The 23,726-nt window shown below is 39.9% G+C and carries 28 protein-coding genes and 3 riboswitches; of the genes, 5 read left to right on the forward strand and 23 right to left on the reverse strand.

Features of this window, described 5'->3' with window-relative positions; all coding sequences use genetic code 11:
• Positions 1-61 precede the first annotated feature (61 nt).
• Positions 62-853, reverse strand: coding sequence for a TIGR01457 family HAD-type hydrolase (locus tag Q7A53_RS11790; protein ID WP_411789371.1), 792 nt, complete (start codon positions 851-853; stop codon positions 62-64).
• A gap of 144 nt (positions 854-997) precedes the next feature.
• The gene (locus Q7A53_RS11795; RefSeq protein WP_411789372.1) at positions 998-1,435 is read right to left on the reverse strand and encodes a DUF86 domain-containing protein; all 438 of its coding nucleotides are present in this window, start codon (positions 1,433-1,435) and stop codon (positions 998-1,000) included.
• Between the two features lie 180 nt (positions 1,436-1,615).
• Here Q7A53_RS11795 and Q7A53_RS11800 point away from each other — a divergent pair, with 180 nt between their 5' ends.
• Complete coding sequence (locus tag Q7A53_RS11800; protein WP_411789373.1) at positions 1,616-1,882, forward strand: SAV0927 family protein; 267 nt, start codon at positions 1,616-1,618, stop codon at positions 1,880-1,882.
• 51 nt (positions 1,883-1,933) lie between these two features.
• On the forward strand, positions 1,934-2,224 hold the full coding sequence (locus tag Q7A53_RS11805) for a cytosolic protein (protein ID WP_411789374.1): 291 nt from the start codon (positions 1,934-1,936) through the stop codon (positions 2,222-2,224).
• A gap of 31 nt (positions 2,225-2,255) precedes the next feature.
• Here Q7A53_RS11805 and Q7A53_RS11810 read toward each other — a convergent pair whose 3' ends face one another.
• Positions 2,256-2,531 (reverse strand): YutD family protein, encoded by a 276-nt coding sequence (locus Q7A53_RS11810; protein WP_411789375.1) that lies wholly within the window; start codon positions 2,529-2,531, stop codon positions 2,256-2,258.
• A gap of 133 nt (positions 2,532-2,664) precedes the next feature.
• Here Q7A53_RS11810 and Q7A53_RS11815 point away from each other — a divergent pair, with 133 nt between their 5' ends.
• Positions 2,665-3,273, forward strand: a complete 609-nt coding sequence (locus Q7A53_RS11815) for a YhcN/YlaJ family sporulation lipoprotein (protein WP_411789376.1) — start codon at positions 2,665-2,667, stop codon at positions 3,271-3,273.
• Positions 3,274-3,353: 80 nt separating this feature from the next.
• On the forward strand, positions 3,354-4,292 hold the full coding sequence (locus tag Q7A53_RS11820; RefSeq protein ID WP_411789377.1) for a M23 family metallopeptidase: 939 nt from the start codon (positions 3,354-3,356) through the stop codon (positions 4,290-4,292).
• A gap of 70 nt (positions 4,293-4,362) precedes the next feature.
• Here the strand turns inward: Q7A53_RS11820 and Q7A53_RS11825 are convergent, their stop codons facing one another.
• The 15 genes from Q7A53_RS11825 to Q7A53_RS11895 all read right to left on the reverse strand — a co-directional run bounded on the left by Q7A53_RS11825 (position 4,363) and on the right by Q7A53_RS11895 (position 20,694).
• Positions 4,363-4,458, reverse strand: a complete 96-nt coding sequence (locus Q7A53_RS11825; RefSeq protein WP_411789378.1) for a MetS family NSS transporter small subunit — start codon at positions 4,456-4,458, stop codon at positions 4,363-4,365.
• Positions 4,458-5,993: a sodium-dependent transporter gene (locus Q7A53_RS11830; RefSeq protein ID WP_411789379.1), complete on the reverse strand. Its 1,536-nt coding sequence runs from the start codon at positions 5,991-5,993 to the stop codon at positions 4,458-4,460. The genes Q7A53_RS11825 and Q7A53_RS11830 overlap by 1 nt, the downstream gene beginning before the upstream one ends.
• Before the next feature lie 219 nt (positions 5,994-6,212).
• Positions 6,213-7,778 carry a Na+/H+ antiporter NhaC family protein gene (locus Q7A53_RS11835; RefSeq protein ID WP_411789380.1) on the reverse strand — a complete coding sequence of 522 codons (1,566 nt, stop codon included), beginning with the start codon at positions 7,776-7,778 and terminating at the stop codon, positions 6,213-6,215.
• 132 nt (positions 7,779-7,910) lie between these two features.
• Positions 7,911-8,091: riboswitch (Lysine riboswitch) on the reverse strand.
• A 54-nt stretch (positions 8,092-8,145) separates the two neighbouring features.
• A complete protein-coding gene (yunB, locus tag Q7A53_RS11840; protein ID WP_411789381.1) occupies positions 8,146-8,922 on the reverse strand; it encodes a sporulation protein YunB in 777 nt (258 codons plus the stop codon).
• A gap of 585 nt (positions 8,923-9,507) precedes the next feature.
• The gene (locus tag Q7A53_RS11845) at positions 9,508-10,908 is read right to left on the reverse strand and encodes a bifunctional metallophosphatase/5'-nucleotidase (protein ID WP_411789382.1); all 1,401 of its coding nucleotides are present in this window, start codon (positions 10,906-10,908) and stop codon (positions 9,508-9,510) included.
• 14 nt (positions 10,909-10,922) lie between these two features.
• Positions 10,923-11,750 carry a sulfite exporter TauE/SafE family protein gene (locus Q7A53_RS11850; RefSeq protein WP_411789383.1) on the reverse strand — a complete coding sequence of 276 codons (828 nt, stop codon included), beginning with the start codon at positions 11,748-11,750 and terminating at the stop codon, positions 10,923-10,925.
• 146 nt (positions 11,751-11,896) lie between these two features.
• Positions 11,897-13,294: a Fe-S cluster assembly protein SufB gene (sufB, locus tag Q7A53_RS11855; RefSeq protein WP_411789384.1), complete on the reverse strand. Its 1,398-nt coding sequence runs from the start codon at positions 13,292-13,294 to the stop codon at positions 11,897-11,899.
• 32 nt (positions 13,295-13,326) lie between these two features.
• A complete protein-coding gene (gene sufU / locus Q7A53_RS11860) occupies positions 13,327-13,770 on the reverse strand; it encodes a Fe-S cluster assembly sulfur transfer protein SufU (RefSeq protein WP_411789385.1) in 444 nt (147 codons plus the stop codon).
• Positions 13,760-14,980: a cysteine desulfurase gene (locus Q7A53_RS11865; protein ID WP_411789386.1), complete on the reverse strand. Its 1,221-nt coding sequence runs from the start codon at positions 14,978-14,980 to the stop codon at positions 13,760-13,762. Before Q7A53_RS11865 ends, sufU begins: the two co-directional genes overlap by 11 nt.
• A complete protein-coding gene (sufD, locus tag Q7A53_RS11870; protein ID WP_411789387.1) occupies positions 14,980-16,287 on the reverse strand; it encodes a Fe-S cluster assembly protein SufD in 1,308 nt (435 codons plus the stop codon). Before sufD ends, Q7A53_RS11865 begins: the two co-directional genes overlap by 1 nt.
• A 19-nt stretch (positions 16,288-16,306) precedes the next feature.
• A complete protein-coding gene (gene sufC, locus Q7A53_RS11875) occupies positions 16,307-17,092 on the reverse strand; it encodes a Fe-S cluster assembly ATPase SufC (RefSeq protein WP_411789388.1) in 786 nt (261 codons plus the stop codon).
• Positions 17,093-17,688: 596 nt separating this feature from the next.
• Entirely contained in the window at positions 17,689-18,054 is a 366-nt protein-coding gene (locus Q7A53_RS11880) for a carboxymuconolactone decarboxylase family protein (RefSeq protein WP_411789389.1), read from the reverse strand.
• A gap of 70 nt (positions 18,055-18,124) precedes the next feature.
• Positions 18,125-18,979: a MetQ/NlpA family ABC transporter substrate-binding protein gene (locus Q7A53_RS11885; RefSeq protein WP_411789390.1), complete on the reverse strand. Its 855-nt coding sequence runs from the start codon at positions 18,977-18,979 to the stop codon at positions 18,125-18,127.
• A gap of 28 nt (positions 18,980-19,007) precedes the next feature.
• Entirely contained in the window at positions 19,008-19,676 is a 669-nt protein-coding gene (locus Q7A53_RS11890) for a methionine ABC transporter permease (protein WP_411789391.1), read from the reverse strand.
• A complete protein-coding gene (locus Q7A53_RS11895; protein ID WP_411789392.1) occupies positions 19,669-20,694 on the reverse strand; it encodes a methionine ABC transporter ATP-binding protein in 1,026 nt (341 codons plus the stop codon). Before Q7A53_RS11895 ends, Q7A53_RS11890 begins: the two co-directional genes overlap by 8 nt.
• A 74-nt stretch (positions 20,695-20,768) precedes the next feature.
• A riboswitch (SAM riboswitch) is annotated at positions 20,769-20,882 on the reverse strand.
• Between the two features lie 184 nt (positions 20,883-21,066).
• Positions 21,067-21,169, reverse strand: a riboswitch (SAM riboswitch).
• 79 nt (positions 21,170-21,248) lie between these two features.
• Here Q7A53_RS11895 and Q7A53_RS11900 point away from each other — a divergent pair.
• Complete coding sequence (locus Q7A53_RS11900; RefSeq protein WP_411789393.1) at positions 21,249-21,668, forward strand: TlpA family protein disulfide reductase; 420 nt, start codon at positions 21,249-21,251, stop codon at positions 21,666-21,668.
• Here the strand turns inward: Q7A53_RS11900 and Q7A53_RS11905 are convergent.
• The 5 genes from Q7A53_RS11905 to Q7A53_RS11925 all read right to left on the reverse strand — a co-directional run bounded on the left by Q7A53_RS11905 (position 21,657) and on the right by Q7A53_RS11925 (position 23,723).
• Entirely contained in the window at positions 21,657-21,980 is a 324-nt protein-coding gene (locus Q7A53_RS11905; RefSeq protein WP_411789394.1) for a hypothetical protein, read from the reverse strand. The genes Q7A53_RS11900 and Q7A53_RS11905 overlap by 12 nt on opposite strands.
• 103 nt (positions 21,981-22,083) lie before the next feature.
• Positions 22,084-22,398 carry a thioredoxin family protein gene (locus Q7A53_RS11910; RefSeq protein ID WP_411789395.1) on the reverse strand — a complete coding sequence of 105 codons (315 nt, stop codon included), beginning with the start codon at positions 22,396-22,398 and terminating at the stop codon, positions 22,084-22,086.
• A 10-nt stretch (positions 22,399-22,408) separates the two neighbouring features.
• Positions 22,409-22,756, reverse strand: a complete 348-nt coding sequence (locus tag Q7A53_RS11915) for a toprim domain-containing protein (RefSeq protein ID WP_411789396.1) — start codon at positions 22,754-22,756, stop codon at positions 22,409-22,411.
• 149 nt (positions 22,757-22,905) lie between these two features.
• Complete coding sequence (gene gcvH, locus Q7A53_RS11920) at positions 22,906-23,289, reverse strand: glycine cleavage system protein GcvH (protein WP_411789397.1); 384 nt, start codon at positions 23,287-23,289, stop codon at positions 22,906-22,908.
• Positions 23,290-23,366: 77 nt separating this feature from the next.
• Positions 23,367-23,723, reverse strand: a complete 357-nt coding sequence (locus Q7A53_RS11925; protein ID WP_411789398.1) for an arsenate reductase family protein — start codon at positions 23,721-23,723, stop codon at positions 23,367-23,369.
• Positions 23,724-23,726: the final 3 nt, after the last annotated feature.

Consider the following 23,726-nt stretch of genomic DNA (forward strand, 5'->3'; position numbering starts at 1 on the left):
TGGTTCGGGGTTTTCCTCTTATCATGCCAGTTTTATTCGGATGGAAAAAGTTTCAAGTATCCTAATTTCGTTCATTGTCCTGGCAGTGCGTTTGCAGCCATTCAATTAAATTTTTTGCTTTATAAGTAGGCTGCTCGTCTTGATTACGAATATCCTCGAAGGTACTTACTCCTGTCTCCACCATTAATGTATCAAGCCCCGCATGAATGCCTGCTAATATATCCGTATGATAGTTATCTCCTACCATCAACACTTTCTCTTTAGTAGTCCCCATTTTCTTAAGAGCTTGGTCCATAATTGTAGATTCGGGCTTGCCAATGAATGTGGGTTCAACGTTTGTACTGACAGAAATAACAGAAGTTATTGCTCCATTTCCCGGTAGCATTCCTCTTTCAGTTGGGATGGCAATGTCCCCATTTGTGCTGATTAATTCTGCACCGCTTCTTACATTTAAACAAGCCTTGGCAAGTTTTTCATAATTGACTTCTCGATCCAGTCCTATGATGACGTAATCGGCATCTTCCTCTACAAGTTGTAAATTCTCTTCAGCTAGAGCATTCAGTAGCCCTTCTTCTCCAATAGCAAAGATCTTAGCTCCTGGTTTCTCAGAGCTAAGATATTCAGCCGTTGCCATACTCGTCGTAAATATCTGTTCTTGTTTTGCCTGGATATCCAATGATTGAAGCTTTTCAGCTACTTGTTGAGCATTCTTGGAAGAATTATTTGTTAAAAACATGAACGGCAGCTCTTTTTCGATAAGATGATTCACAAATTCTGCTGCTCCTTCAATTCGATCGGTTCCTTTATACATCGTTCCATCTAAATCTAAAAAATAAGCTTGATATGGTTTCATTTTCTTCTAAAACTCCTTTACCTCTCCGCATTAAAAAAAGCCCGTTATGACGAGGCTTTTCAGCAAATATTGTCGAGTGTAACACGCGATTTATTTACCTATCTATTATATTCGTTTGAGAAGTACGGGTAAAATAATAAGGTTTTAATCTTTGGAGAAAGCACTGACAGGACCTAATTCATTATCTAAGTAAGTTCTGATTCTTATCGGAAATTGCTTTAATGCTTGTCCATGTGATTTCCACACCGCTAATATCTCTTGATGATCCACGGATACGTAGTTCTGAACGACCATTTTTCTCAACTGGATAAATTGCTTGTAGCTGTCCTCTTCTTCATAAGGAATCACCTTTTCGTCCATCATAATATCAATAATATCATTATAACTGCCGGGATCACGCATAATAAACCCATCAATCATCATGTTACCTACATCAATGATTGCCTCTGCACTGATGTGAGTTACCCGTTCAAGCATTAAGAGGTCTTTAGAGGAATGAAAAGATTGTTCATCAAATTGCTTTAAAATTTTTTCCATAAAAGCTAAAATTTCTTCAATTTTTTCTCGGTTTACAAAATACATGACTTAACCTCCACTCGTTGGTACGCGCTTCTTCCTTCACATGATAACATAATTTTTATTACGAATGAAAAAGGAGATAGAAGCCCGCCGTGTCTATGGTAAAATATAGGGAAGAGAGTCTGCTTGTAAGGTCTAAAACAGATGTTAACCGAGCTATGAATCATGAATAGGAGTGGTGAAATGGTCAAACGAAGTCTTCTCCATGATGCATCTGAAACTACAGTCACACGTTTTGTAACCTTTACTGCAGGAAATCATCGCTTTGAACTCGCATTATTAGTGGCGGATTACTTTAATGACCAAACGCTGGTGATTGATCTCTTAGGCACTCGGCATGGGCTAATCGATAAAGATAACATACACCAGCCAGGTCATTTAGAACATGTTTTTCAATTAAATCAAATGGAAGCAGAACAGTTAAGAAGCTACTTAAATGACCTTCTGTGAAGAATAAGAGGACCTTCTTTGGAAAAACTAACCCAAAGGAGGTTTTTTAGTATGGGCGATAAAGATGAAGAATTTTATTCTGATTTTGCGAATGTAGAAGCACAGCGTAATTACCTCGTTCCCGAACAGCTTCCCGAAGGCGCATACGGGTCTCCAAGAAACAAATATAAGCCCGTTTCCAATAGAAAAAGTGCCCCATGGACAAACAAACAGCGCTATTACAGTGCTTTCAATTATGAATATAAAGCCTTGCATCAGGATCTTCCCCGACAGGAAGATGGAGCTCACCCCACTCATGACGAGCCCGATCAGGATTTAAAACCCTCAGAAGAAAAAGAATAACAATAAAACCGGCGTTAAATCAGCGCCGGTTTTATTGGTCTATTCGCTTTAATACAAAATAAGCACAGCCAAAGTTGCAATATTCATACAAGTAATCTTCCAAAGTACTTATTTTCGTATCGAAAGTCGCTTTTGGGTTCTGATCATCATAAAATCCTTTCAAACGAAGCTGACCATACCCCCAGTCTCCTACGATGAAATCGTATTTACTTAAAATATCGCTAAAGCGTCCTTCGAGTTCTTCCTCTTTATAAGCTTCTCGATAATCTTCAAGAATTTCGTAGGTTTTCCCTAATATTTCCACCACATGCATCACCTCTTACGTTGTACTAAGTGTATCATATTTATTTCCATAGAGAGAAATACATATCTTCAAATTTTGTATTTTTCTTTAAAATCGGTTCAACCTAATGAAAAGAACAATTAGGAGGAAAAAAACAATGAAAAGCAAACTAATACCCTTACTTTTTTCTGTTGTCATACTCACCTCAGCTGGGTGTGCCAATGAGAAGGTGAAAAATGCAGATAATAAAATGAATCAAGATGATGCGCTCAATGGAAATTCCATGGATAGTTATAATGACAAACTAGTCGATGGACAAGTGGGTTATGTACGGTTTAAAAGTACGCAGCTGGATCAGAAAAAAGAACAGCGTCGTAAAATTAAAGTGAATCGTGAGCAGGTAGCTGATATGATTACCAGAATGATATTAACTTACGATGGATTTGAAGATGTTGCTACGGTAGTGACTGATAACGAAGTGCTAGTCGCTTATAAAAAACCGGCCAGCGAAGACCGCAATATGGCAGCTGATATGGTTAAAAAAACCGCCTATTCCCTCGTTCCCAGCTTCTACCATGTGTATGTGTCAGATAACCCTTCCGCTTTTGGAGACATTCAAAGCTTAAGCACGTCTACCGTTTACGATAAAAACTATAACAGTGTCATTGAAAGCATAATTAAAAAGATGAAAAAAGCTCCCCAAGGGCAAGTTCAGCAAAATAACAATAAGAATATGAACATGAGCGGAGACATGGAAAAAAAATAAACCTTCCTTTCTTTTCCTATCATAACAGTCCGCAAATTTCACAAGCTAATGGTATCAAATAATCTGTAGGTGAAATAAAAATGAAGTACATTGGATTCCTTATAGCTGCAGTATTATCTTTTATCATCTTGCCGAATTCTGTGGTTCAAGCTGATCAGGAAAGCTCAGCAAGAATGGCTCTTTATAAAAAAACGTCAGCTTTAACTGACATTCCGTGGGAATATATCGCGGCAGTTGATCAATACGAGCGGCAGATTCACACAAACCGTAAAGAAGGACGCGTGACAGCAATTGAACCTGATCCTATGTTCTGGACCGGCAGTGCAGGAGAAATGCCAGCAGCTATCTTCCCAGAAGGATGGGGCGCTGATGGAAATGGTGATCAAAAAGTGCAAATCAATAATGATGAAGATGTACTTTGGTCGATGGCATCCTATATTAAATCGTTTGGTACAACCCCGGATGATATTAAAATTGCTTTGTGGAATTATTATAAACGTGACCTCACTGTGCAAACCATTGTAAACACAGCGGAAGTGTTCAAGAAATTTCAAACTGTTTCCTTAACAAAACGTGATTTTCCTGTGCCTACTCAAACTAATTACAGTTATAAAAATACATGGGGTGACGCCCGTGGGTTTGGAGGGAGACGAATTCACGAAGGGACAGATATTTTCGCTAATTATGGAGTACCTGTAAAATCAACTACGTATGGTGTCATCGAGATGAAGGGCTGGAATAAATTTGGCGGATGGAGAATTGGCATTCGTGATATTTATAATATTTACCATTATTATGCTCACCTTAATGGCTTTAAAGAAGGAATGAAAATTGGTGATGTCGTACAGCCTGGTGATGTGATCGGGTCCGTAGGGGCTTCTGGATATGGTCCTCCCGGTACCTCTGGAAAGTTCCCACCACACCTTCATTATGGAATGTATCAAGATAACGGAAAGAACGAATGGTCATTTGACCCTTATCCTTATTTACGAAAATGGGAGCGCATGGCCAAAAATTAAAAAGCGGGAAGGCAGTTAAAATGCCTTCCCGTTTTTCTTTATCGTTCCTTAACCATTAAATTTCTTTAAATTAACTAGCTTTTGCCTTGCGAACAGCATGAATAATGCTTGCTGCCAGGCCACCCCAAATAATTACAACTGTAATGATAAACATAACAACAGCCATTAGCGAGCAACCTCCTTATTCTCTTCCTCAGCTTTTCTTTGATATTCAAGTTCATCATGCGGCCATTTTTTAATAGAAAGAAGCGCTCCGACGAATATAGCTCCGATTGCCACAATCCAGCCAAAATTAAATAAGAAGTCGACGGGATAGTCTGCATAAGCAGATTTAACTTCTCCCCGTAAATTCTGCACCATCATATAACCTAAAACGATTGGCGTAATGACTCCTAAACACAGGCGCCACCATCCACCTAAGTGAATGTCAGACACTTCGTTTGCATGCGCTTGAAATCCTTTAAGTCCGCGTGCAAACCAGGCGAGTGCTACAACTTCAAATAATCCGGAAAGTGCAATTCCGTAATTATTGATGAAGTGGTCTACAGTATCTAACAGGCTAAGTCCGCCTTTTGTAGCGTAAGCAAGAGAAATAATTGCTGATAGTCCGCCGCCAAAGATTACGGATTTTATTCTGGAAATATTGAATTTTTCGGAAACAGCGGCCACATAAGTCTCTGTAATAGAGATCAGAGAAGACAGACCTGCAAGGACAAGGGATACGAAGAATAAAACTCCGAACAGTCCTGGGATCCCAGGTATTTGACTAATAATTTCCGGGAACACCATAAAGGCAAGCCCAATGCCTCCGACACCTTTCTCAGTTGCCAGTTCGCTAACACTCATCCCATATGAATGAGCCATAAAGCCAATAGCAGCGAACACTCCAATACCAGCCAAAATTTCAAAAGAGGAGTTGGCAAAACCGGTAATAAAAGCATTATTTGTAATATCAGACTTTTTAGGTAAATAAGAAGAATACGTAATCATAATCGCAAATGCAATCGATAAACTAAAGAAAATTTGTCCATAAGCTGCTACCCAGACTTGCGGATCAGCAATTTTGCTCCATTGAGGCGTAAAGAAAGCGGAAAGACCATCTCCAGCACCGTCCAGTGTCACAGCGCGAATAACAATAATCAGAAACAAGACTAACAAAGCAGGAATGAAAATTTTGTTAGCTGCCTCGACACCTTTTTTAATACCTCGTCCAAGAAATCCTAATGTAATGACCCAGACGGCAAGCAATGGCAGAAGAACCTTTGGTACTAATCCACCGAATTGTCCTGGATCTACTAAATTCAAGAAATCTCCAACAAAAAAGTTTGTGGGATCATCGCCCCAACTCAGATTGAGCGAATAAAAAGAATACATGATTGCCCAGGCAATAATGACCGAATAATAAGTGGAAATAACAAATGCAATGGCAACCTGCCACCATCCCATCCATTCAAATCCCTTTCTTAATCTGCCAAATGACTTCGGTGCAGAACCTCTAAACTTATGTCCTACAGTGTACTCTAAAACTAGAATGGGAATTCCCGCTGTAAGCAGCGCAAATAAATAAGGTATAATAAATGCTCCTCCGCCGCTTTCATAGGCTGTAGCCGGAAAGCGCCATATGTTTCCTAGCCCTATTGCTGACCCCATTGCAGCCAGCAAAAAACCGACTCGCGACCCCCATTGTGCACGTTGTTCCATGTGAAAGACCTCCCTTTATTATTGAACTCTTCTGCCAAATTACTATCAAACCAGCTTAGCAGAAGAATGATTCAAATATTTATTTATTTTCTGATTATTTATGCTTAAATTATAACCATCCCTTATAAGCTTGTCAAAATAATATTTAAAATATTAGAATTGAGAAAAAATAACAAAAAAAAGATAGACGCGTGATTAACGTCTATCTTTAACTATTTCCTAGGAAGGAGAAGTTGTTTTTTTACCAGTATTAAAAGCATGAATCATAATACCCACACCTAGAACTAATAACAATGTAATACCTAAAGGCAGCCAGATTTGACCAGTAAACCCTAACACTAGATACCCAATGGCAGCAGCACCTGCCGCTAGGCCTGCATAGGGCAATTGAGTCATAACATGGTCGATATGATTTGCTCCTGCCCCCGTGGAAGAAAGGATGGTGGTGTCCGAAATTGGAGAGCAGTGGTCTCCAAATACCGAACCAGCCAGAACAGCAGACAATGCTGGTAATACTAATGTTACATCTGTAACCGCGGCTATCTCTCCCGCAATTGGAAGCATGATCCCAAATGTTCCCCAAGAAGTACCAGTTGCGAGTGCCATAAATCCTGAAATAATAAATATTAAAAATGGCAGAAAAGCAGGGTTAATCGATTCTTCACTAAATTTACCTGCCAAGTACTCTCCGGTACCTAGCTGGCTGATAATATCTCCAATCATCCAAGCAAAAACTAAAATATAGATTGCCGGAAGCATCGCCTTTATTCCTTGCCAGGTGACATGGCCGATCGAAGACTTGGGCTCTGCCTGGATGGTATAAAGTATAGCGGCTGCAGCAACAGCAAGGATTCCACCTATGAATAACGAGATATTTACATTGGTATTAGCAAAAATAGAGAGAAGACTTACCTCCTCAGGGGAGCTCTTTATGCCAGTAACCAACATGGACCCTATAGTTCCCAAGACGAGAATAACAATAGGTAGCACGAGGTAAATCATTTTCCCGTTCTCATGCTCTTTAAATTCATCATTCAAATCCCCTGGAACATCACCTTTCGCAGGGTTAATTAGCTTCCCTGTTTTCTTAGCGCGGTCTTCATGTTCTTTCATCGGACCAAAATCCAATTTCATGTAGACGGTTAAAAAGACAAGTAAGAGTGCTGCAAAAACATATAAATTTGCCGGAATCATTCGTACAAACGCTTCTAAAGCATGATATTCTGTAATTTCATTTGCAGCTAATATGCTTCCGATTGTTCCAATAATATACGCACCCCAGCTGGAAATCGGAGAAATTACCGTAACAGGTGCAGAAGTAGAATCAATATAATAGGCGAGCTTAGCCCGCGAAACTTTATATCGATCTGTCACAGGTCTGGCAACTTGTCCTACTGCCAAGGCATTAAAATAATCATCAATAAAAATGATTATACCAAGCACCACAGGGATCAGTTTAGCTCCCCTGCGAGTCTTAATATGGCTTACCGCCCACTTTCCAAACGCCTGACTGCCTCCTGAAGCTGTCATGAAAGCAGTAGTAATCCCTAGTAAAAGCAGAAAGGACAGTAAATAGACGTTCCCGGTGTTTAGAGCCCCATCACTAACAAAGATCGCAGCAAATTTAGACCAAATCAGCTCGATCCCTTTCCAAATGTTAAAGGTTGTGAGCATAAAAGCTCCTACTAGTATCCCAACCCCGAGGGATAGAATAACTTTCCTGGTTACAACCACAAGAACCAGCATTAAAATTGCGGGAATAAGTGAATAAATAGTTCCTTCCATAATTGGTTCTCCTCCGTCATATCAATGATGTGATGACCTGGAAGGCTACTGCGGATAAAATGAGGGAATAAAAAAGACAATGATAGAAAATAACCTATCATTGCCTAGAAGCAATTTGGATTATCCTCCATTTCGATCTGTAGCTCTCCATGCATCGTGAAGCATGCATGACAGTGTATTTCTTATTCAGATATACACCAGTATCATTTGTCTGACAAACAAACCAATACTTCGGCAAGCCTCCCTTTCCTCAATGGTATTCGTCGTCACACTCCCATTGCCTACTTATGAAACCCGCACCTCTACCTCATCGATTTGATAAGGTCACGCATATTAAATTCTTTGCCATTTTATCAAGGAAAAGTGTTTATTGCAAGGGATCCATTGGGTAAGAAAAAGGTGTAGATTCCCCATTTTTGCCCATGCCATTATAAAAATTCGGCACTTTCCCCAGAATTGTACTCGTATCTATTGGAATATCTGTAACTACAGTGGTGGTTTCAGAAGAAAACGGAATAACGATTCGTACATTTACCTCAATATGAATAGCAAGTTCAAAAAACGCAGCGTTGATTCCGTACTCCGTAAGTTTACTCTGGAAATTAGATTGAACGTCACCAATAACGCGAAGCTGGACAGGAACTTTAGGACCAAGGTTGGCCAGCAGAGAATTATGGGAAGCTTGGCCAATCGGAATTTCTATTAAAGTTGCCGGCTGCTTTCCTAAGTCATCCTGAGTTTGATCCGGATCGATCTCTGGTTCTAAACTCGTGTCTTCCATCGGTAATTCATTTAATTCCATCCTCTTCAAAAAGTTCTGAACCCGATAAGTTGTATTGCGAAGTACACGGTTTACAACTACAGAATTCCAGCCCATGTATACAATATTCCCATTATCATCTTTCTCCATTTTAACTAAATCGTTAAATTGCAAGTCCTCTGAAATCTGCTTATTTACAGCTTCATTTATGGCATCCCTTGCTAATTGCTGGGTCTTCGTTTCAGCAATTCCTATTAGTGCAGGAGTAATCCCTCTGTTAATAAACCATAAGCTTAAAGCAGTAAAAACTATGAAAAATAAAAAGGTCAGCACAATTTTCTTCCCAAGTGAGGCTGGGCGGGTAACGTTCTTATTTCTTTTCATATAACAACCCCTCCTGAACTATCTATATGTCTAGAAGGAGAGGTTTAAGCATGAACATAGCTAAGTTATATCACAATCTGCAATCATAATATTTAATGTAAAGACAAGTCTACTTCATATTTGCCATTGACCAATCGGCCCTTATCTTCAAATATTCTTACCACTGGCCGATCACAAAGGTCAAGATTCTGCCGGGATACCACTCCAGTCCTCTTGTCACTTAATTTAACACTAAGCCCGTTAGGATGAACTACATTACACCTTCTGAATACTTTAACCCTACCTTGACCGAAAAAACGTTGTAGACACCCGCATAAAGCACATCTAGACCTTTATGGGGCAGCATAGCGGGTCTATAGATCGATCGATCGTTCCTGCATCAAACACATCTGCAATCTATAGGATCTTTCCATACACCTACCGCTGGTCTTTTATCTTTAAGAATCATCTATCTCTTTCCCTCTTCACCATACTAGACATAAAAAAGCTGCCTGGTTTGAACTGCGTCTTTCCTGCAGAAAGATTTCCTGACAGGCAAAGATCAACTCAAAGCAGACAGCTTTCAGAAAAGAATCTTCACTTTCTTTAATTATCATCGTTCATAGACTTCAGAGCTTCAGTTAACACATCTCTTAATAGTTCAGGCATATAATACTGCTTCTTCGCAGAATACGCAATCTCAGGAAACAGACGGCCAAAAGTAAAAGTGTCAGCTGTTGCTAAAGTGTAGGTTTGTTCTCTTTTAATAGGAACTCCATTCATAAGGACTTTGATAACGTGCAATTCTCCTTCAGCATCTTCCACCGTTTTAATATCGACCCCCGAAAAAATCATTTTTCCTATGACTTCTCCACGAAATCCAAGCCCCTTCAATCTTATCTCCGTTAACTTTTTCGTATGAGCTACGCGAATAACTTCAAGGATTTCGTCCCCTTTTAATTCCACTTTGCAAGGATTCATGGGGTGCGGACAGATCCGATGAACATCCTGATAGGTAATTTCCCCGCTGTTCAAGTGATCAAGAAGAACTCCAGCATTGAGCATGGCCAGGTCTGCTCCCGTCCATTTTTGCATTTCTATCGTCAACTGTTTCATTAATGGCGTTTCCTGAAACCACGCAATATTTAGCGGTTCTTTTAAGAGGACGACAGGTTCTTGTAAATGAGATAAAGCAAATTCACGCATAGTTTGTACTCGCTTTGTTACTTCTACATCTTTCCGCAAATTTTCTGTCGGGACGGCATAAGCCTCTTTCTTTGTTAATGACTTTTGCTCAAAATCCCATTCTAAGATCACTTCTCCAAGGTGAGTACCGTGCTTGCCAGCAGCCGTCAATAAAGAGGTGTTATTATATTCGCCGTTTTGAAAAATGTGATGCGTGTGGCCTCCGACGATAACGTCAATCCCTTTGTACTTTCTGGCAATTTCTTCATCATCGTTGACCCCTAAATGAGAAAGAAGTACAACAATATCACTTTGGCTTTTGACCTCTTCAATAATTCTGTCTAACGCTTCGAAAGGGGGTTCGACTTCCCACCCAAGCATTTGGTAAAAGGTCACAAAGGGAGCAGTCAGACCGATCACCCCAACTTTTACTTCCTGGTTGGTTTCCATCACTTTATAGGGCTTGAGCCATTCAGGCTGTGGACCTTCTTTTGAATACAAATTTGCACAAACTACACTAAACGATGCCTCATCATATAAGGTAAATAAATCTTCATGGGATAAAGTAATGCCCTCATTGTTTCCTAAATTCGCAAAATCGTACCCTGCTTCATTCAACAAAGTCACATTTCCTTTTCCCATCAGTCCTTCTGCTATCGGATGGAAACGGTCCACATGGTCTCCATTGTCCAAAAGCCAGAATGTTTCATTGTTTCTTAAATGCTTTTTTTTCTGTTTATTAAAATACCCAATGATTTGCGGCCAATTTTCAAAATGACTATGTAAATCACTTGTATAATATAAATATATTTTTTCTTTCATGATCCATCAGTCTCCTATCCAATCCCTTGCCAAATAAGCCTAATACCAATAAGAATAAGTAAGATCCTTAATAACCATTCTACTGCCTGTCCATTTAATTTTCGATTCAGCCACGCACCTGCACTCCCACCTAAATAAGCTCCTGGAATAAAGGATAATGTGTGTCCCCATTCTACATGACCAAGAATGACGTGTGTAGCAGAACTTGAAATACTAGCAAAGAAAATCATAAACATCGAAGTTGCTGTCGCAATATGGGCTGGAAAAGCAAAGAGTAAAATCATAGCAGGAACCATTAGTGATCCGCCGCCTATGCCTAATAACCCTGATAATAGGCCTACAATAAATGCCAGAACTAAACCACGTCCAATCGGCATTGTATAAATAAACGTTTCCCCATCCAATTCTTTTTCCCGCTTTATTCCTCGTTTATTCGCTTCTGACGTTTTATCCTTACTTCTCGGCAGAAAAAATAGTAAAGAAACAAGGATCATGATCGCACCAAACACGAGGGAAAATAAGTTAGAGTTTAAAAACTGGTTCAGCCACGCACCTAATATACCCCCGGGTACACTTCCTGCAAGCAGCAAAAAACCTATTTTTTTATCGACTCTTTTGTGTCGAATGTACGAAATCGCCGCCGCCATGCCTGTAAAAATCATTACAACTAAAGAAATTCCAACAGTTGACTGCGGGGTAACCCAGTTAAATGAATCAAAGTGGTCGCCAAGAAATAGAAGCGATGGTACTAAAATAACGCCTCCACCTAATCCGGCGACGCTTCCAATAAGTGCTGTTACAAATCCAATGACAAACAATAGGGTGACCATCATATGAAGCATTCCTTTGCTCTTGATAAGATAATATTATAGTACCACGATTTATATGACGAAAACATCGTGTGCGGGATCCTGTTACTAAATCTTTACATAAAGAAACTGCACAGATCATAGACATCTGTGCAGTCTCATATTTAAGATTCAAAATCTTAACCAATAGAACCTTCCATCTCGAATTTAATCAGACGGTTCATTTCTACTGCGTATTCCATTGGCAGTTCTTTCGTAAATGGCTCAATGAAGCCCATGACGATCATTTCTGTTGCTTCTTCTTCAGAAATTCCGCGGCTCATCAAATAGAACAGCTGTTCTTCAGAAACCTTCGAAACTTTTGCTTCGTGCTCAAGAGAAATGTTTTCGTTCATGATTTCGTTGTATGGGATTGTGTCGGAAGTTGAAGCATTATCCATAATCAACGTATCGCATTCAACATTAGAGCGAGCTCCTTCTGCATTACGACCGAATTGTACAATACCTCGATACGTTACTTTACCACCGTGCTTGGAGATTGATTTGGAAACAATGGTGGAAGAAGTATTCGGCGCCAAGTGGTGCATCTTAGCTCCTGCATCCTGGTGCTGGCCTTTACCTGCCATGGCAATAGATAACGTCATTCCACGAGCCCCTTCACCTTTTAGGATTACAGCAGGGTACTTCATCGTTAACTTAGAACCAAGGTTGCCATCTACCCATTCCATTGTAGCATTTTTATCAGCTACAGCACGTTTGGTAACCAGGTTATACACATTGTTTGCCCAGTTCTGGATGGTCGTATAACGGCAATAAGCATTATCTTTAATAAAGATCTCTACTACTGCACTGTGCAGTGAGCTTGAAGAATAGGTTGGGGCTGTACAGCCTTCTACATAATGTACAGAAGCACCCTCATCCACAATAATCAACGTACGCTCGAACTGCCCCATATTTTCAGAGTTAATACGGAAGTAGGCTTGCAGCGGAGTTTCGACTTTAGTTCCCTTAGGCACATAAATGAAGGATCCGCCAGACCATACAGCTGAATTTAATGCAGAAAATTTATTATCAGAAGGAGGGATTACTTTACCAAAATACTCCTTAAATAGATCTTCATTTTCTTTAAGTGCAGAGTCTGTATCCTTAAATATAACACCTAAATTCTCGAGATCTTCCTGCATGTTGTGATAAACAACTTCAGATTCATACTGAGCAGAAACCCCAGCTAGATATTTCTGTTCAGCTTCTGGAATTCCTAAACGATCAAAGGTATTTTTAATCTCTTCCGGAACTTCATCCCAAGACCGTTCAGAACGTTCAGATGGCTTAACATAGTACGTGATATCGTCAAAATTCAGTTCAGATAAATCCCCGCCCCATTGAGGCATAGGCATTTTATAAAACTGTTCCAAGGATTTCAAACGGAAATCAAGCATCCACTTTGGCTCTTCTTTATAATTAGAAATTTGTTCAACTACTTCTTTAGTCAAACCTTTTTGAGTACGAAAAATAGAAACGTCTTTCTCATGAAAACCGTATTCGTATTCCCCAACTTCTGGCGCTTTTTTAGCCATGATTAAATACCTCCTTTTGGTATAACAAGCACTTAAGCCTGCTCTTCCTCATCTACGCCTTTTTCCATGGCTTTCCAAGCCAATGTAGCGCATTTAATCCGGGCAGGGAATTTGGATACTCCTTGCAGAGCTTCCATATCTCCCAGGTCGATATCCTCTGTCTCTACTTCATTTCCGAGCATCATTTCAGAGAAAATTTCAGACATCTTCATAGCTTCTTCTACTGATTTACCTTTAATTGCCTGGGTCATCATTGAAGCAGAGGACATACTGATGGAACAACCTTCTCCATCAAACTTAGCATCTTCCACCATACCATCTTTCACTTGAAGCTGCAGCTGAATTCGATCTCCGCAAGTCGGATTATTCATGTCTACAGTCATGTGATCTCCTTCAACAGAACCCTTATTTCTAGGGTTCTTGTAGTGATCCATAATAACTTGACGGTAGAGAGTATCTAAATTATTAAAAGACATCACCAAAATACTCCTTTGTTCTTTTTAATCCTTCAACTAATCGATCAATATCTTCTTCAGTATTATATAAATAGAAACTCGCTCTTGCCGTTGCAGACACGTCCAGCCATTTCATCAATGGCTGAGCACAATGGTGTCCTGCTCTAACGGCAATGCCTTCAGCATCAAGAACGGTTGCTGTGTCATGAGGGTGAACATCATCCAGATTAAATGTAATTAACCCTGCCCGCTCTTCGGGGCCATAAATAGTTAATCCATCGACAGTTTTTAATTGCTGCTGAGCATATGCCGTTAGTTTGTGTTCATGGGCAGCAATTTCATCCAGACCAATATCATTAAGAAAATCGATCGCAGCACCGAGTCCGATAGCTCCTGCAATTATAGGAGTTCCGCCTTCGAATTTCCAAGGAAGTTCTTTCCAAGTAGAGTCGTAAAGGTTTACGAAATCAATCATTTCGCCGCCAAACTCTACAGGCTCCATTGCTTTTAAAAGAGCCCTCTTTCCATAAAGTACCCCAATTCCAGTTGGCCCACACATTTTATGAGCAGAGAAAGCATAGAAATCACAGTCAAGATCCTGCACATCCACCTTCATGTGAGGTGCCGCCTGAGCGCCATCCACTAACATGACAGCTTCATGCTGATGGGCGATTTCTGCAATTTCTTTTACTGGATTTATGGTACCCAGCACATTAGAAACGTGCATAATAGCGACAATCTTGGTTCGATCTGTGATTGTTTCCTTAACATCCTCAAGGTTTATTGTTCCATCAGATTGTAAAGGCATGTACTTTAGTTCTGCGCCTGTTTGCTTAGCTAGCTGCTGCCAAGGTATCAGGTTACTATGGTGTTCCATTGGAGAGATAACAATTTCATCGCCTTCTCTTACATTCGCACGACCGTAGCTGGAAGCCACTGTATTAATGGCTGTTGTAGTGCCACGAGTGAAAATAACTTCTTGAAGACTGGAAGCGTTAATAAAACGCCTTACCTTTTCCCGTGCGCCTTCATACTCATCGGTGGCTCTGGTGCCCAGGGTGTGTACACCACGGTGAACATTAGAATTGTAGCCCTTATAATACTCACTCATCTTATCAATGACTGAAATAGGCTTTTGAGAAGTAGCAGAAGAGTCTAAATAGACGAGCGGGTGACCGTTTACTTCCTGATGCAGGATCGGAAATGCATCACGAACCGCTTTTACATCCATTAATAAACTTTCCTTTCAATGACTTGTGTCAACTGACGTTTCACCGCTTCGACAGGAAGCTGATTAACCACGGGAGCTAGGAAACCATGGATAATTAATCGTTCTGCTTCGAATTTAGAGATCCCACGGCTCATTAGATAATAGAGCTGTACAGGGTCCACTCGTCCTACGGAAGCTGCGTGACCCGCCGTTACATCATCTTCATCAATAAGAAGAATTGGATTGGCATCACCACGAGCATCCTTACTAAGCATTAATACACGAGATTCTTGCTCGGCATTGGATTTCGTTGCTCCATGCTCAATTTTTCCGATCCCGTTGAAAATAGCAGAGGACTTATCTTTCATTACACCGTGTTGAAGAATATAGCCTTCAGACCCTTTGCCAAAGTGAGTAATGTTGGCAGTGAAGTTCTGTTTCTGAGTTCCACGGCCAATAGCTACTGTTTTAGCATTGGAATGAGAATTATCTCCAACTAAGTGGGTAATATTTTCAGATACTGTGTCCCCTTCGTTCATTTGTCCAAGCGCCCATTCGATCGTAGCATCACGATCAGCCACACCTCGGCGGTTTGTGTAAACCGTTGTGCCGGCTTCAAAGTTATCTACTGCTCCGAAGGACACGCTTGCTCCAGCTTTAGCAATAACTTCAGTAATAATATTTGCAGAAGTTTTGGCTTCTTTATTTTGAGAAATATAGTTTTCTACATAAGTTACAGAACTATTTTCTTCAGCGACAACTAACACATGATTAATAAGGGAAGCCTCTGGATCTTCCTGCCAGAAAATGGCCTGCAATGGATCTTGGATTTCTACGTTTTTAGGCACGTATAAGAAAATTCCGCCATTCATTAAAGCAGCATGCAATGCAGTCAGACGATGTTCATCAATATGAACAGCATCACTCATATAATATTTCTCAACTAAATCACTGTGTTCTTGGATAGCCGTGCCGATATCGGTAAAAATTACTCCCTGCTCTTTTAGCTTCTCATCCATAGCCGCATAGGCAACTGTGTGATTACGCTGAATAACAAGATTCTGCTGTTCTTTTTCTTTATCTAAAAAGTCTTGAATATCGTTAGGCAATTGGTTTAAAGATTCAATTTTTTCCCCTTTAACTTCATGCTTAAATTCCGTGAAGTTCCATTTGCTGATATTCGTTTTATCAGGCTTAGGTAAAGGAAGTGCCTCCGATTTCTCTAAGGCGCTAAGACGAAGGTTCTTCATCCATTCCGGCTCATTTAAACCTTGAGAGAATTGTGTCACATAATCTTTGTCGTATGGTAGTGAGACTTCTACAGTCATGTTATCCCTCCTATCGTTATTACGCTTGTTGACCAATAGTTTCGTCTTCGATGCCAAGCTCTTGCTTGATCCAGTCATATCCTTCTTCCTCTAATCGCTGAGAAAGTTCAGGACCTCCGGATTTCACAACACGGCCCTGCATCATAACGTGTACTTTATCTGGTGTGATGTAATTTAGGAGGCGTTGATAGTGTGTGATAATCAGGCAGCCAAATTCATTGTTGCGCATTTCGTTAATGCCTTTAGAAACGACTTTAAGTGCATCAATATCTAGACCAGAATCAATTTCATCCAAAATTGCAATTGCCGGCTGAATCATCATAAGCTGAAGGATTTCATTACGTTTCTTCTCACCGCCGGAAAACCCTTCGTTTAAGTAACGCTGTGCCATATTTTTATCCATTTCAAGTGTGTCCATTTTCGAGTCCATATCTTTAATAAATTTCATTAGTGAGATTTCATCGCCTTCTTCACGATGAGCATTAATGGAAGAACGAAGGAAATCGGAGTTAGTAACACCGCTGATTTCACTTGGATACTGCATAGCCAGGAATAGGCCGGCCTGTGCACGCTCATCTACTTCCATTTCAAGGACATTCTCGCCATCCAGCAAGACTTCCCCTTGAGTTACTTCATATTTAGGGTGGCCCATAATCGCGGAAGCTAGGGTAGATTTACCTGTTCCGTTTGGTCCCATAACTGCGTGAAATTCACCGCCGTTAATTGTAAGATTTACACCTTTAAGGATTTCCTGACCTTCAATTTCAACATGAAGATCTTTGATTTCTAGAGTTGATCCTGCCATAAATAATACCTCCAGTATCTATTTGTTATTATTGAATGTTTGGTTAATAGGAAACAAAAACCATTCTCAATTTATTCTCATTACAATCTTATATCATTTCGAAACTGATATCAACTTTTTTCCTTTGTTTCGACATCTGCCGACACCCTTACAAATTGACATCTAAAGTCTTATGATATCAGGTTTTTCTCAGTTCTTCCAAGAAAAAAACAGGCGGCCGATGCCACCTGTTTAATAAACATTTATCTATGGAGCTGTCGATCGACTTGCGCAATCATCTTTTGACTCTTTTCGAATTCATGTTGGCGCTTTTGTTCAACTTTTAAGCGGGTATCCAACTTTCTGCTGTATTCAGCGAAACTCATGTTATGGGCTTGATGCATTGCCTTTTCCATCTCAGCAGTATAATTCAAATTCAGCAAGTCACTGATAATAAATCAATCCTTTCAGATTTTTTACAATATTTAGCTTATCACAGAACTTTACCCTCACCAATCTCTGAATAAACTAATTTGGTGTGTCTTATTGTAAAAAAGACGGCTGTACATGATAATTCAGTCATTTTGATCATTAATCCTTTTATTTACTGATAATTGCTAATGTACAGAATCTTTTAAATCTTGGAAAGCATCCTGTACTAGTGTTACTGCCTGGCTCAGCGCTGCGCCACCGCCGAAGGCAGCAGCAACTCCACACGCTTCCAGAATTTCTTTTTCCGTTGCCCCTTGATCTACACATCCTTTTGTATGGTAAACCATGCAATACTCGTCCTGTGCCACAATACTAATCCCTAAAGCCATCAGCTGTTTTTCTTTTTTTGAAAGCTCTCCATCTTTAAAACAAGCTTCAGAAAACTGGCTGAATTGATGAGCAACATCTGGCATGACTTCAGAGAAATGGCCAATTCCTTCTTTATATTCCTGTAAGTACATCTTTGTCCAATTGACTTCCTGTTCCTGCATAGATAAAACCTCCTGGAATAAAAATAGCGTAACTGCGGTTAGTATAAACCGCAGTTACGCTTTTTATGCCTTATTCGGATTCACTGCCATCTACAGGCACGACTGCTCCATCATACTTCTCTTTAATGAAGTTTTGGATATCATCAGAGTGAAGCACGTCGACCAAAGTTTGCAGAGCTTTAGAGTCTTTATCCTTACTTTGAGCGGCAATCACATTTACGTAAGGAGAATCTGCCCCTTCAAGGATAAGCGCATCTTCACTCGGATTAAGATCAGCTTCAATAGCGTAGTTTGTGTTGATTGCCACTAAAGCATCTTCTTCGCGCTTATACGTTTCTGGAAGAAAGGCAGCTTCTACACCATCATCGAACTTTAAGTTTTTTGGATTTTTAACTATGTCATCTACGGTTGCATCTACCTTATCGACGTCTTCATCCAGTTTAATTAACCCTTCCCTTTCTAATAAGGAAAGAATCCGACCGTGATCGGCGACCGAACGACTCATAATTACAGTCGTTCCATCTTTAATATCATCTTTGGAATCTATATTTTTAGAGTAGATCCCCATAGGCTCAATGTGAATTCCGCCAAGGTTTACAAAATCATAACCATTTTCTTTTTCTTGCGCTTTCAAATACGGAATATGCTGGAAGTAATTTGCATCAATTCGGCCTTCTGCCAGATCTTTATTAGGAAGAATATAATCTTGATATTCTTCAATCTTCAAGGTAATTCCTTTTTCTTTTAACAATGGTTTAGCTTTTTCAAGTACTTCGGCATGCGGAACACTTGTAGCTCCTACTGTTATGACTTTATTATCGTCTCCACTGCCGTCGCTGGCAGAATCTTCTTCATCTGATGAACCACACGCTGCTAAAACAAAAATGAACATAGCAGCCATAACACCCGTCAATAATTTCTTCATTAGTAATCTCTCCTCTTCCTTGAAATATTTATCTTTTATCTAATTTGCGGGAGATGAAATCTCCAACAAATTGAAATACAAATACAATTAAAACGATTAAAATGGTGCAAAATAAAACAACATCAAAGTCACTGCGCTGGAAACCATAGTAGTATCCGAAGTCTCCCAAACCGCCTGCACCAATAACTCCTGCCACGGCTGTATATCCAACCAATGCAATAGCAGTAACCGTTATTCCAGAAATGAGTGCTGGCATCGATTCAGGAAGCAGTACCTTAAACACGATGCTGGAATATTTAGCCCCCATTGATTTAGCCGCCTCCACTACACCTTTATCCACTTCTTTTAATGCAATTTCAACGAGACGAGCATAGAATGGGGCACCTCCTATGATCAGTGCTGGCAGGGCAGCATTTGGCCCTCGAATAGTACCCACTAAGAAATCAGTAAACGGGAATAGCAGAAGGATCAATATAATGAAGGGAATAGCACGAAAAACATTGACAATTGCAGCTGTAATCCAATTTAATGTTTTATTCTGCCATAAACCTCCGGGACCGGATAAGTAAAGTAATAAACCTAACAGCAATCCCAGAATAAATGTTCCTGCCACTGAAATCACTGTCATATAAATAGTTTCATTGGTGGCTGTAATCATATCTTCTAAATTTACATTAGGGAACAATTGACTAAACATGCGGACTCACCTCTACTTCCACAGAAGTTGAACGACAATATTCTATCGCTCGTTTTATTTCCTGCTCTTCCCCAGCAAATTGAACGAATAAAGTTCCATATGCCCCTTTTTGAGTTTGAGTGATTTTTCCGTGCAGAATATTAACGTCCACTTTAAACGACCTGGATATTTCACTAATCAACGCTTGGTTAGTATTTTCTCCTATGAAGTGCAGTTGGAGAATTTCTCCGGTTTTATAAGTGTCATTAATAAGATTTAATGAATGCTCCCGTTCCGGATCTCCCATTACCTGATCGACGAAACGCTTAGTAACTTTTTCTTTTGGATAAAGAAATACATCGAGAACATCTCCCTGTTCAACAATACGCCCACTTTCCATAACGGCCACTTGGTGACAAATTTTGCGAATTACATGCATCTCGTGGGTAATAAGAACAATCGTAAGCCCTAACTTTTCATTGATATCCACTAATAAATCCAGTATCGAGTCGGTGGTTTCAGGGTCAAGGGCAGAAGTTGCTTCATCACAAAGAAGAACTTTAGGGTTATTAGCAAGAGCTCTCGCTATTCCCACTCTTTGCTTTTGGCCGCCGCTCAATTGGGAGGGATAGGACTGCCCTCTGCCTTTCAAACCGACTAAGTCAATCAATTCTTCCACCCGTTTATCTCTCTTAGCTTTAGTCATACCAGCAATTTCCAAAGGAAAAGCAATATTATCATGAACCGTTCTTGACCAAAGCAGATTAAAATGCTGAAAGATCATTCCAATTTCCTGACGTGCCAGCCGAAGCTTGCCTTTGTTCAAAGAAGTTATATCCTGGTTGTCTATTCTAATACTCCCGGCCGTTGGATCTTCCAGCCTGTTAAGCAGGCGGATAAACGTACTTTTGCCCGCTCCGCTATAGCCGATCACTCCGTAAATTTCTCCCTTATCAATCTCAAGGTTTAACTGATCTACTGCTTGGACGTCCTGGTCTTTCGTATGAAAAACTTTAGACAATTCCTTAATTGAAATCATAGTTTTCCTCCCCAATAAAAAAGCCTTTCTGCTTGAGAACAGAAAGGCGAAGTTTATCTTCAGATTTGTCTGTTCTCTTATCCGCCAGAGCTATACATGCTCTGCAGGAATTGGCACCTTTTTGAGTGTTCATACTCAACGGTTGCCGGGTATCAACGGGCCCGTCCCTCCACCACTCTTGATAAGAGATTTTAATTTATTAACTTATTATCACTTTAACTCGTTTAAGAAGCACAAAAAGGATTCTAGCATCATTTTTAATTATCTGTCAACTAAAAGGTTAGTCCGTTCCTTTTACTTTATTGATTTAGTATGAGGTTTCCAGACACTAAAAAAATCCCTCCTTAAAAAGAAGAGACTTCTCTTGTTCTCTTCTCATCTCTCAAAGCATAAAGCTTTGCTGGAATTAGCACCGTATTATTCAACCGGTTGCTGGGCTTCAAAGGGCCAGTCCCTCCACCTCTCTGGATAAGTTAAGATGTCGCTATTAAATTATTTCATATGTTAGCATGGGAGAATAAAGGCGTCAACATTAATGAAAAGGAGAATTCACATTGACTCATGCACCGCTCTTTCAATTACCTTATATAGACTCTAATCAAATGTACCAATTAGAAACCGATTTAGGAAAAGTAATCGTTCTTACCTTCTGGGTCTCCTGGTGTCCTGACTGTGGAAAAGACATGCCTAAGAAAGAACAGTTGTACCAATCCATGGATAATGAGAAAGTGAAAATGTTAACGATCAATGTCACAGGGAGAGAACGAGATACCCAAGAAGGACTGGCATTTGCTGATAAATTTATCACTCAGCCCACAGTAAAAGACAACAGTAGAGAAGTTTACGATTTATACCAGTGCAACGGAGTTCCTACAACTGTAATTATTGATCAGCAAGGTCAAATCTCTGCCCAATTTGGAGATCAGGCTTCCTTTTTCGATATTGTAGAAGCGATAGGAAAGTTACTTGGATAATAAAAATAAGGATTCTAAAAATAATACATTCCGATAACTCCCCGAAATATCAATGGTATCCTTTGAAAGCGCCGTTAATTTATGATTTCCCTGAAGGATCTCCTGAACGATTTCGGGAGTGGAGGTTAAATGGATTTTACCGTGTTGATCTTGCTTACCACCTAATTTGACACCGTTTTGGTCAATAATCAAGCTGATATTATGCACAGGCGGGGCGTTGACCTCGAGGGTCACTTCCCTTTCTCTCCAGCTAGGCAGTAAGTCCTTCCTCTGATTGACACGTTCCATCCAAGACTCGATCATTTCAACCATAAAAAAACTCCTCCTTTAATCCTTGTAAAAAGGTTTCGTTATCAGGAGGGGTTTTTCCTTTAACCACTAAAGAAATTCGCTCGTCATTTCCCGGGAAATTCAATTAAATAGTTACAAAATCAGCAGTTTTCTCGTACATAAAAGGAACAGAGTGAAAAGCATATACTTTCTCTTTAAGCTTCCCATGCTGTGTAACAAGAAGGCAGGGAACACTTTCTACTTGGTAATCCTGCATGAGCGCAGGATGTAAAGAAGCATTTAATTCATAAAACACCTCTTTATTATATGATAACTCAATAGTAGTCAGCATTTTTCTTGCCAGATGACAGGTTCCACAGAATGGACTGTGAATAAATGTAAGGGCAATCGGTTCTTTGGCTAATTGGCTGTTCACTTCTTTGTTGTCCAGTTGCTGCATTCTCTTCCTCCTAAATCAAGTAAATCGGCTTAACGATAAAGTGTCTGCTTAATAAAGCCCGGGCAAGTTCAGGCTCTGGGGTGGCAGCTACCTCCCTAAACGCTTTATCAATATAAATATGATCCGCATGTGGAAGTTCCTGCGTAAGCATTTTCCTTAATTTATTGCCAGAATCATCTTCATCCACCAGAATAAATACTATTCGGTGGTCCAAGTTATAGTCTAAAATAAGCTCCTCCATCCGCTCTACGCCAAGTGTCCCGTGTGTACAAATAATTTCTACCTCTTCATCGAGAATTTTTTTTATTTTCTTTTTATCGGTAATTCCTTCAACGATGACTATGCGATCTTCTTTCATTACTCTCACCCACTATATAGAAACAGACCATGCCAAATAAGGGCATGGTCTGATCATGATTAATTAAGTATTTACGATCATGTCAGTCAAGGAAGCTGATGTTGCCCTGCCTGTACAAATTCTTCTAAAAGAATGCCATCGCCTTAGAATTAATCTTCGTTAATCATTTCTTCATACTGTTCAGGGGACATTAATTGATCCATTTCTGAAGATTGAGTTGGCTCAATAATAACCATCCAGGCTTTTTCATACGGGGATTCATTAACGAATTCCGGGCTGTCTTCCAGTTCTTCATTAATTTCTACTACTTTACCGCTTATAGGAGCATATAATTCTGATACAGTTTTTACAGATTCCACACTGCCGAAAGGTTCATCAGCTTCCAGTTCATCACCAATTTCCGGAAGCTCTACGAATACGATATCACCAAGCTCCGATTGAGCAAAATCAGTAATTCCAATCCGTACTTTTTCTCCTTCTTCTTTAACCCACTCATGTTCTTCAGAATAACGCAGATCTTTTGGTAAACTCATTAAAATCCCTCCACATTTAAGTTATAAACAACAAATATTAACATAAAAGCTAATCGCTTTTATTTCCAATGTTCTGCTCATCCCCACATGTTTTCGAACTGATCCTGCTTAAAACCTACCGTGACCTTTTTCCCGTCAGTTAAAATAGGACGTTTAATCAGCATTCCATCGGAGGATAACCATTCTAACATTTCTTCCTCGGAAGCTTCAGGGAGTTTTTCTTTCATGTTTAATTCTCTGTACTTTTTTCCACTCGTATTGAAAAATTTTTTAACAGATAGATTACTCTTCTCTACGAACGATTTCAGTTTCTCAGCAGTCGGGGGGTGGTCAACAATATGTATCGCGTTATAAGCAATGCTATTGTCATCCAGCCACTTCTTCGCTTTCTTACAAGTACCGCAATTAGGATACCAATAGAAATCCAATGACATATA

Origin of the sequence: Halobacillus rhizosphaerae, assembly GCF_046719735.1 — a bacterium.
Lineage (GTDB): Bacteria > Bacillota > Bacilli > Bacillales > Halobacillaceae > Halobacillus_B > Halobacillus_B rhizosphaerae.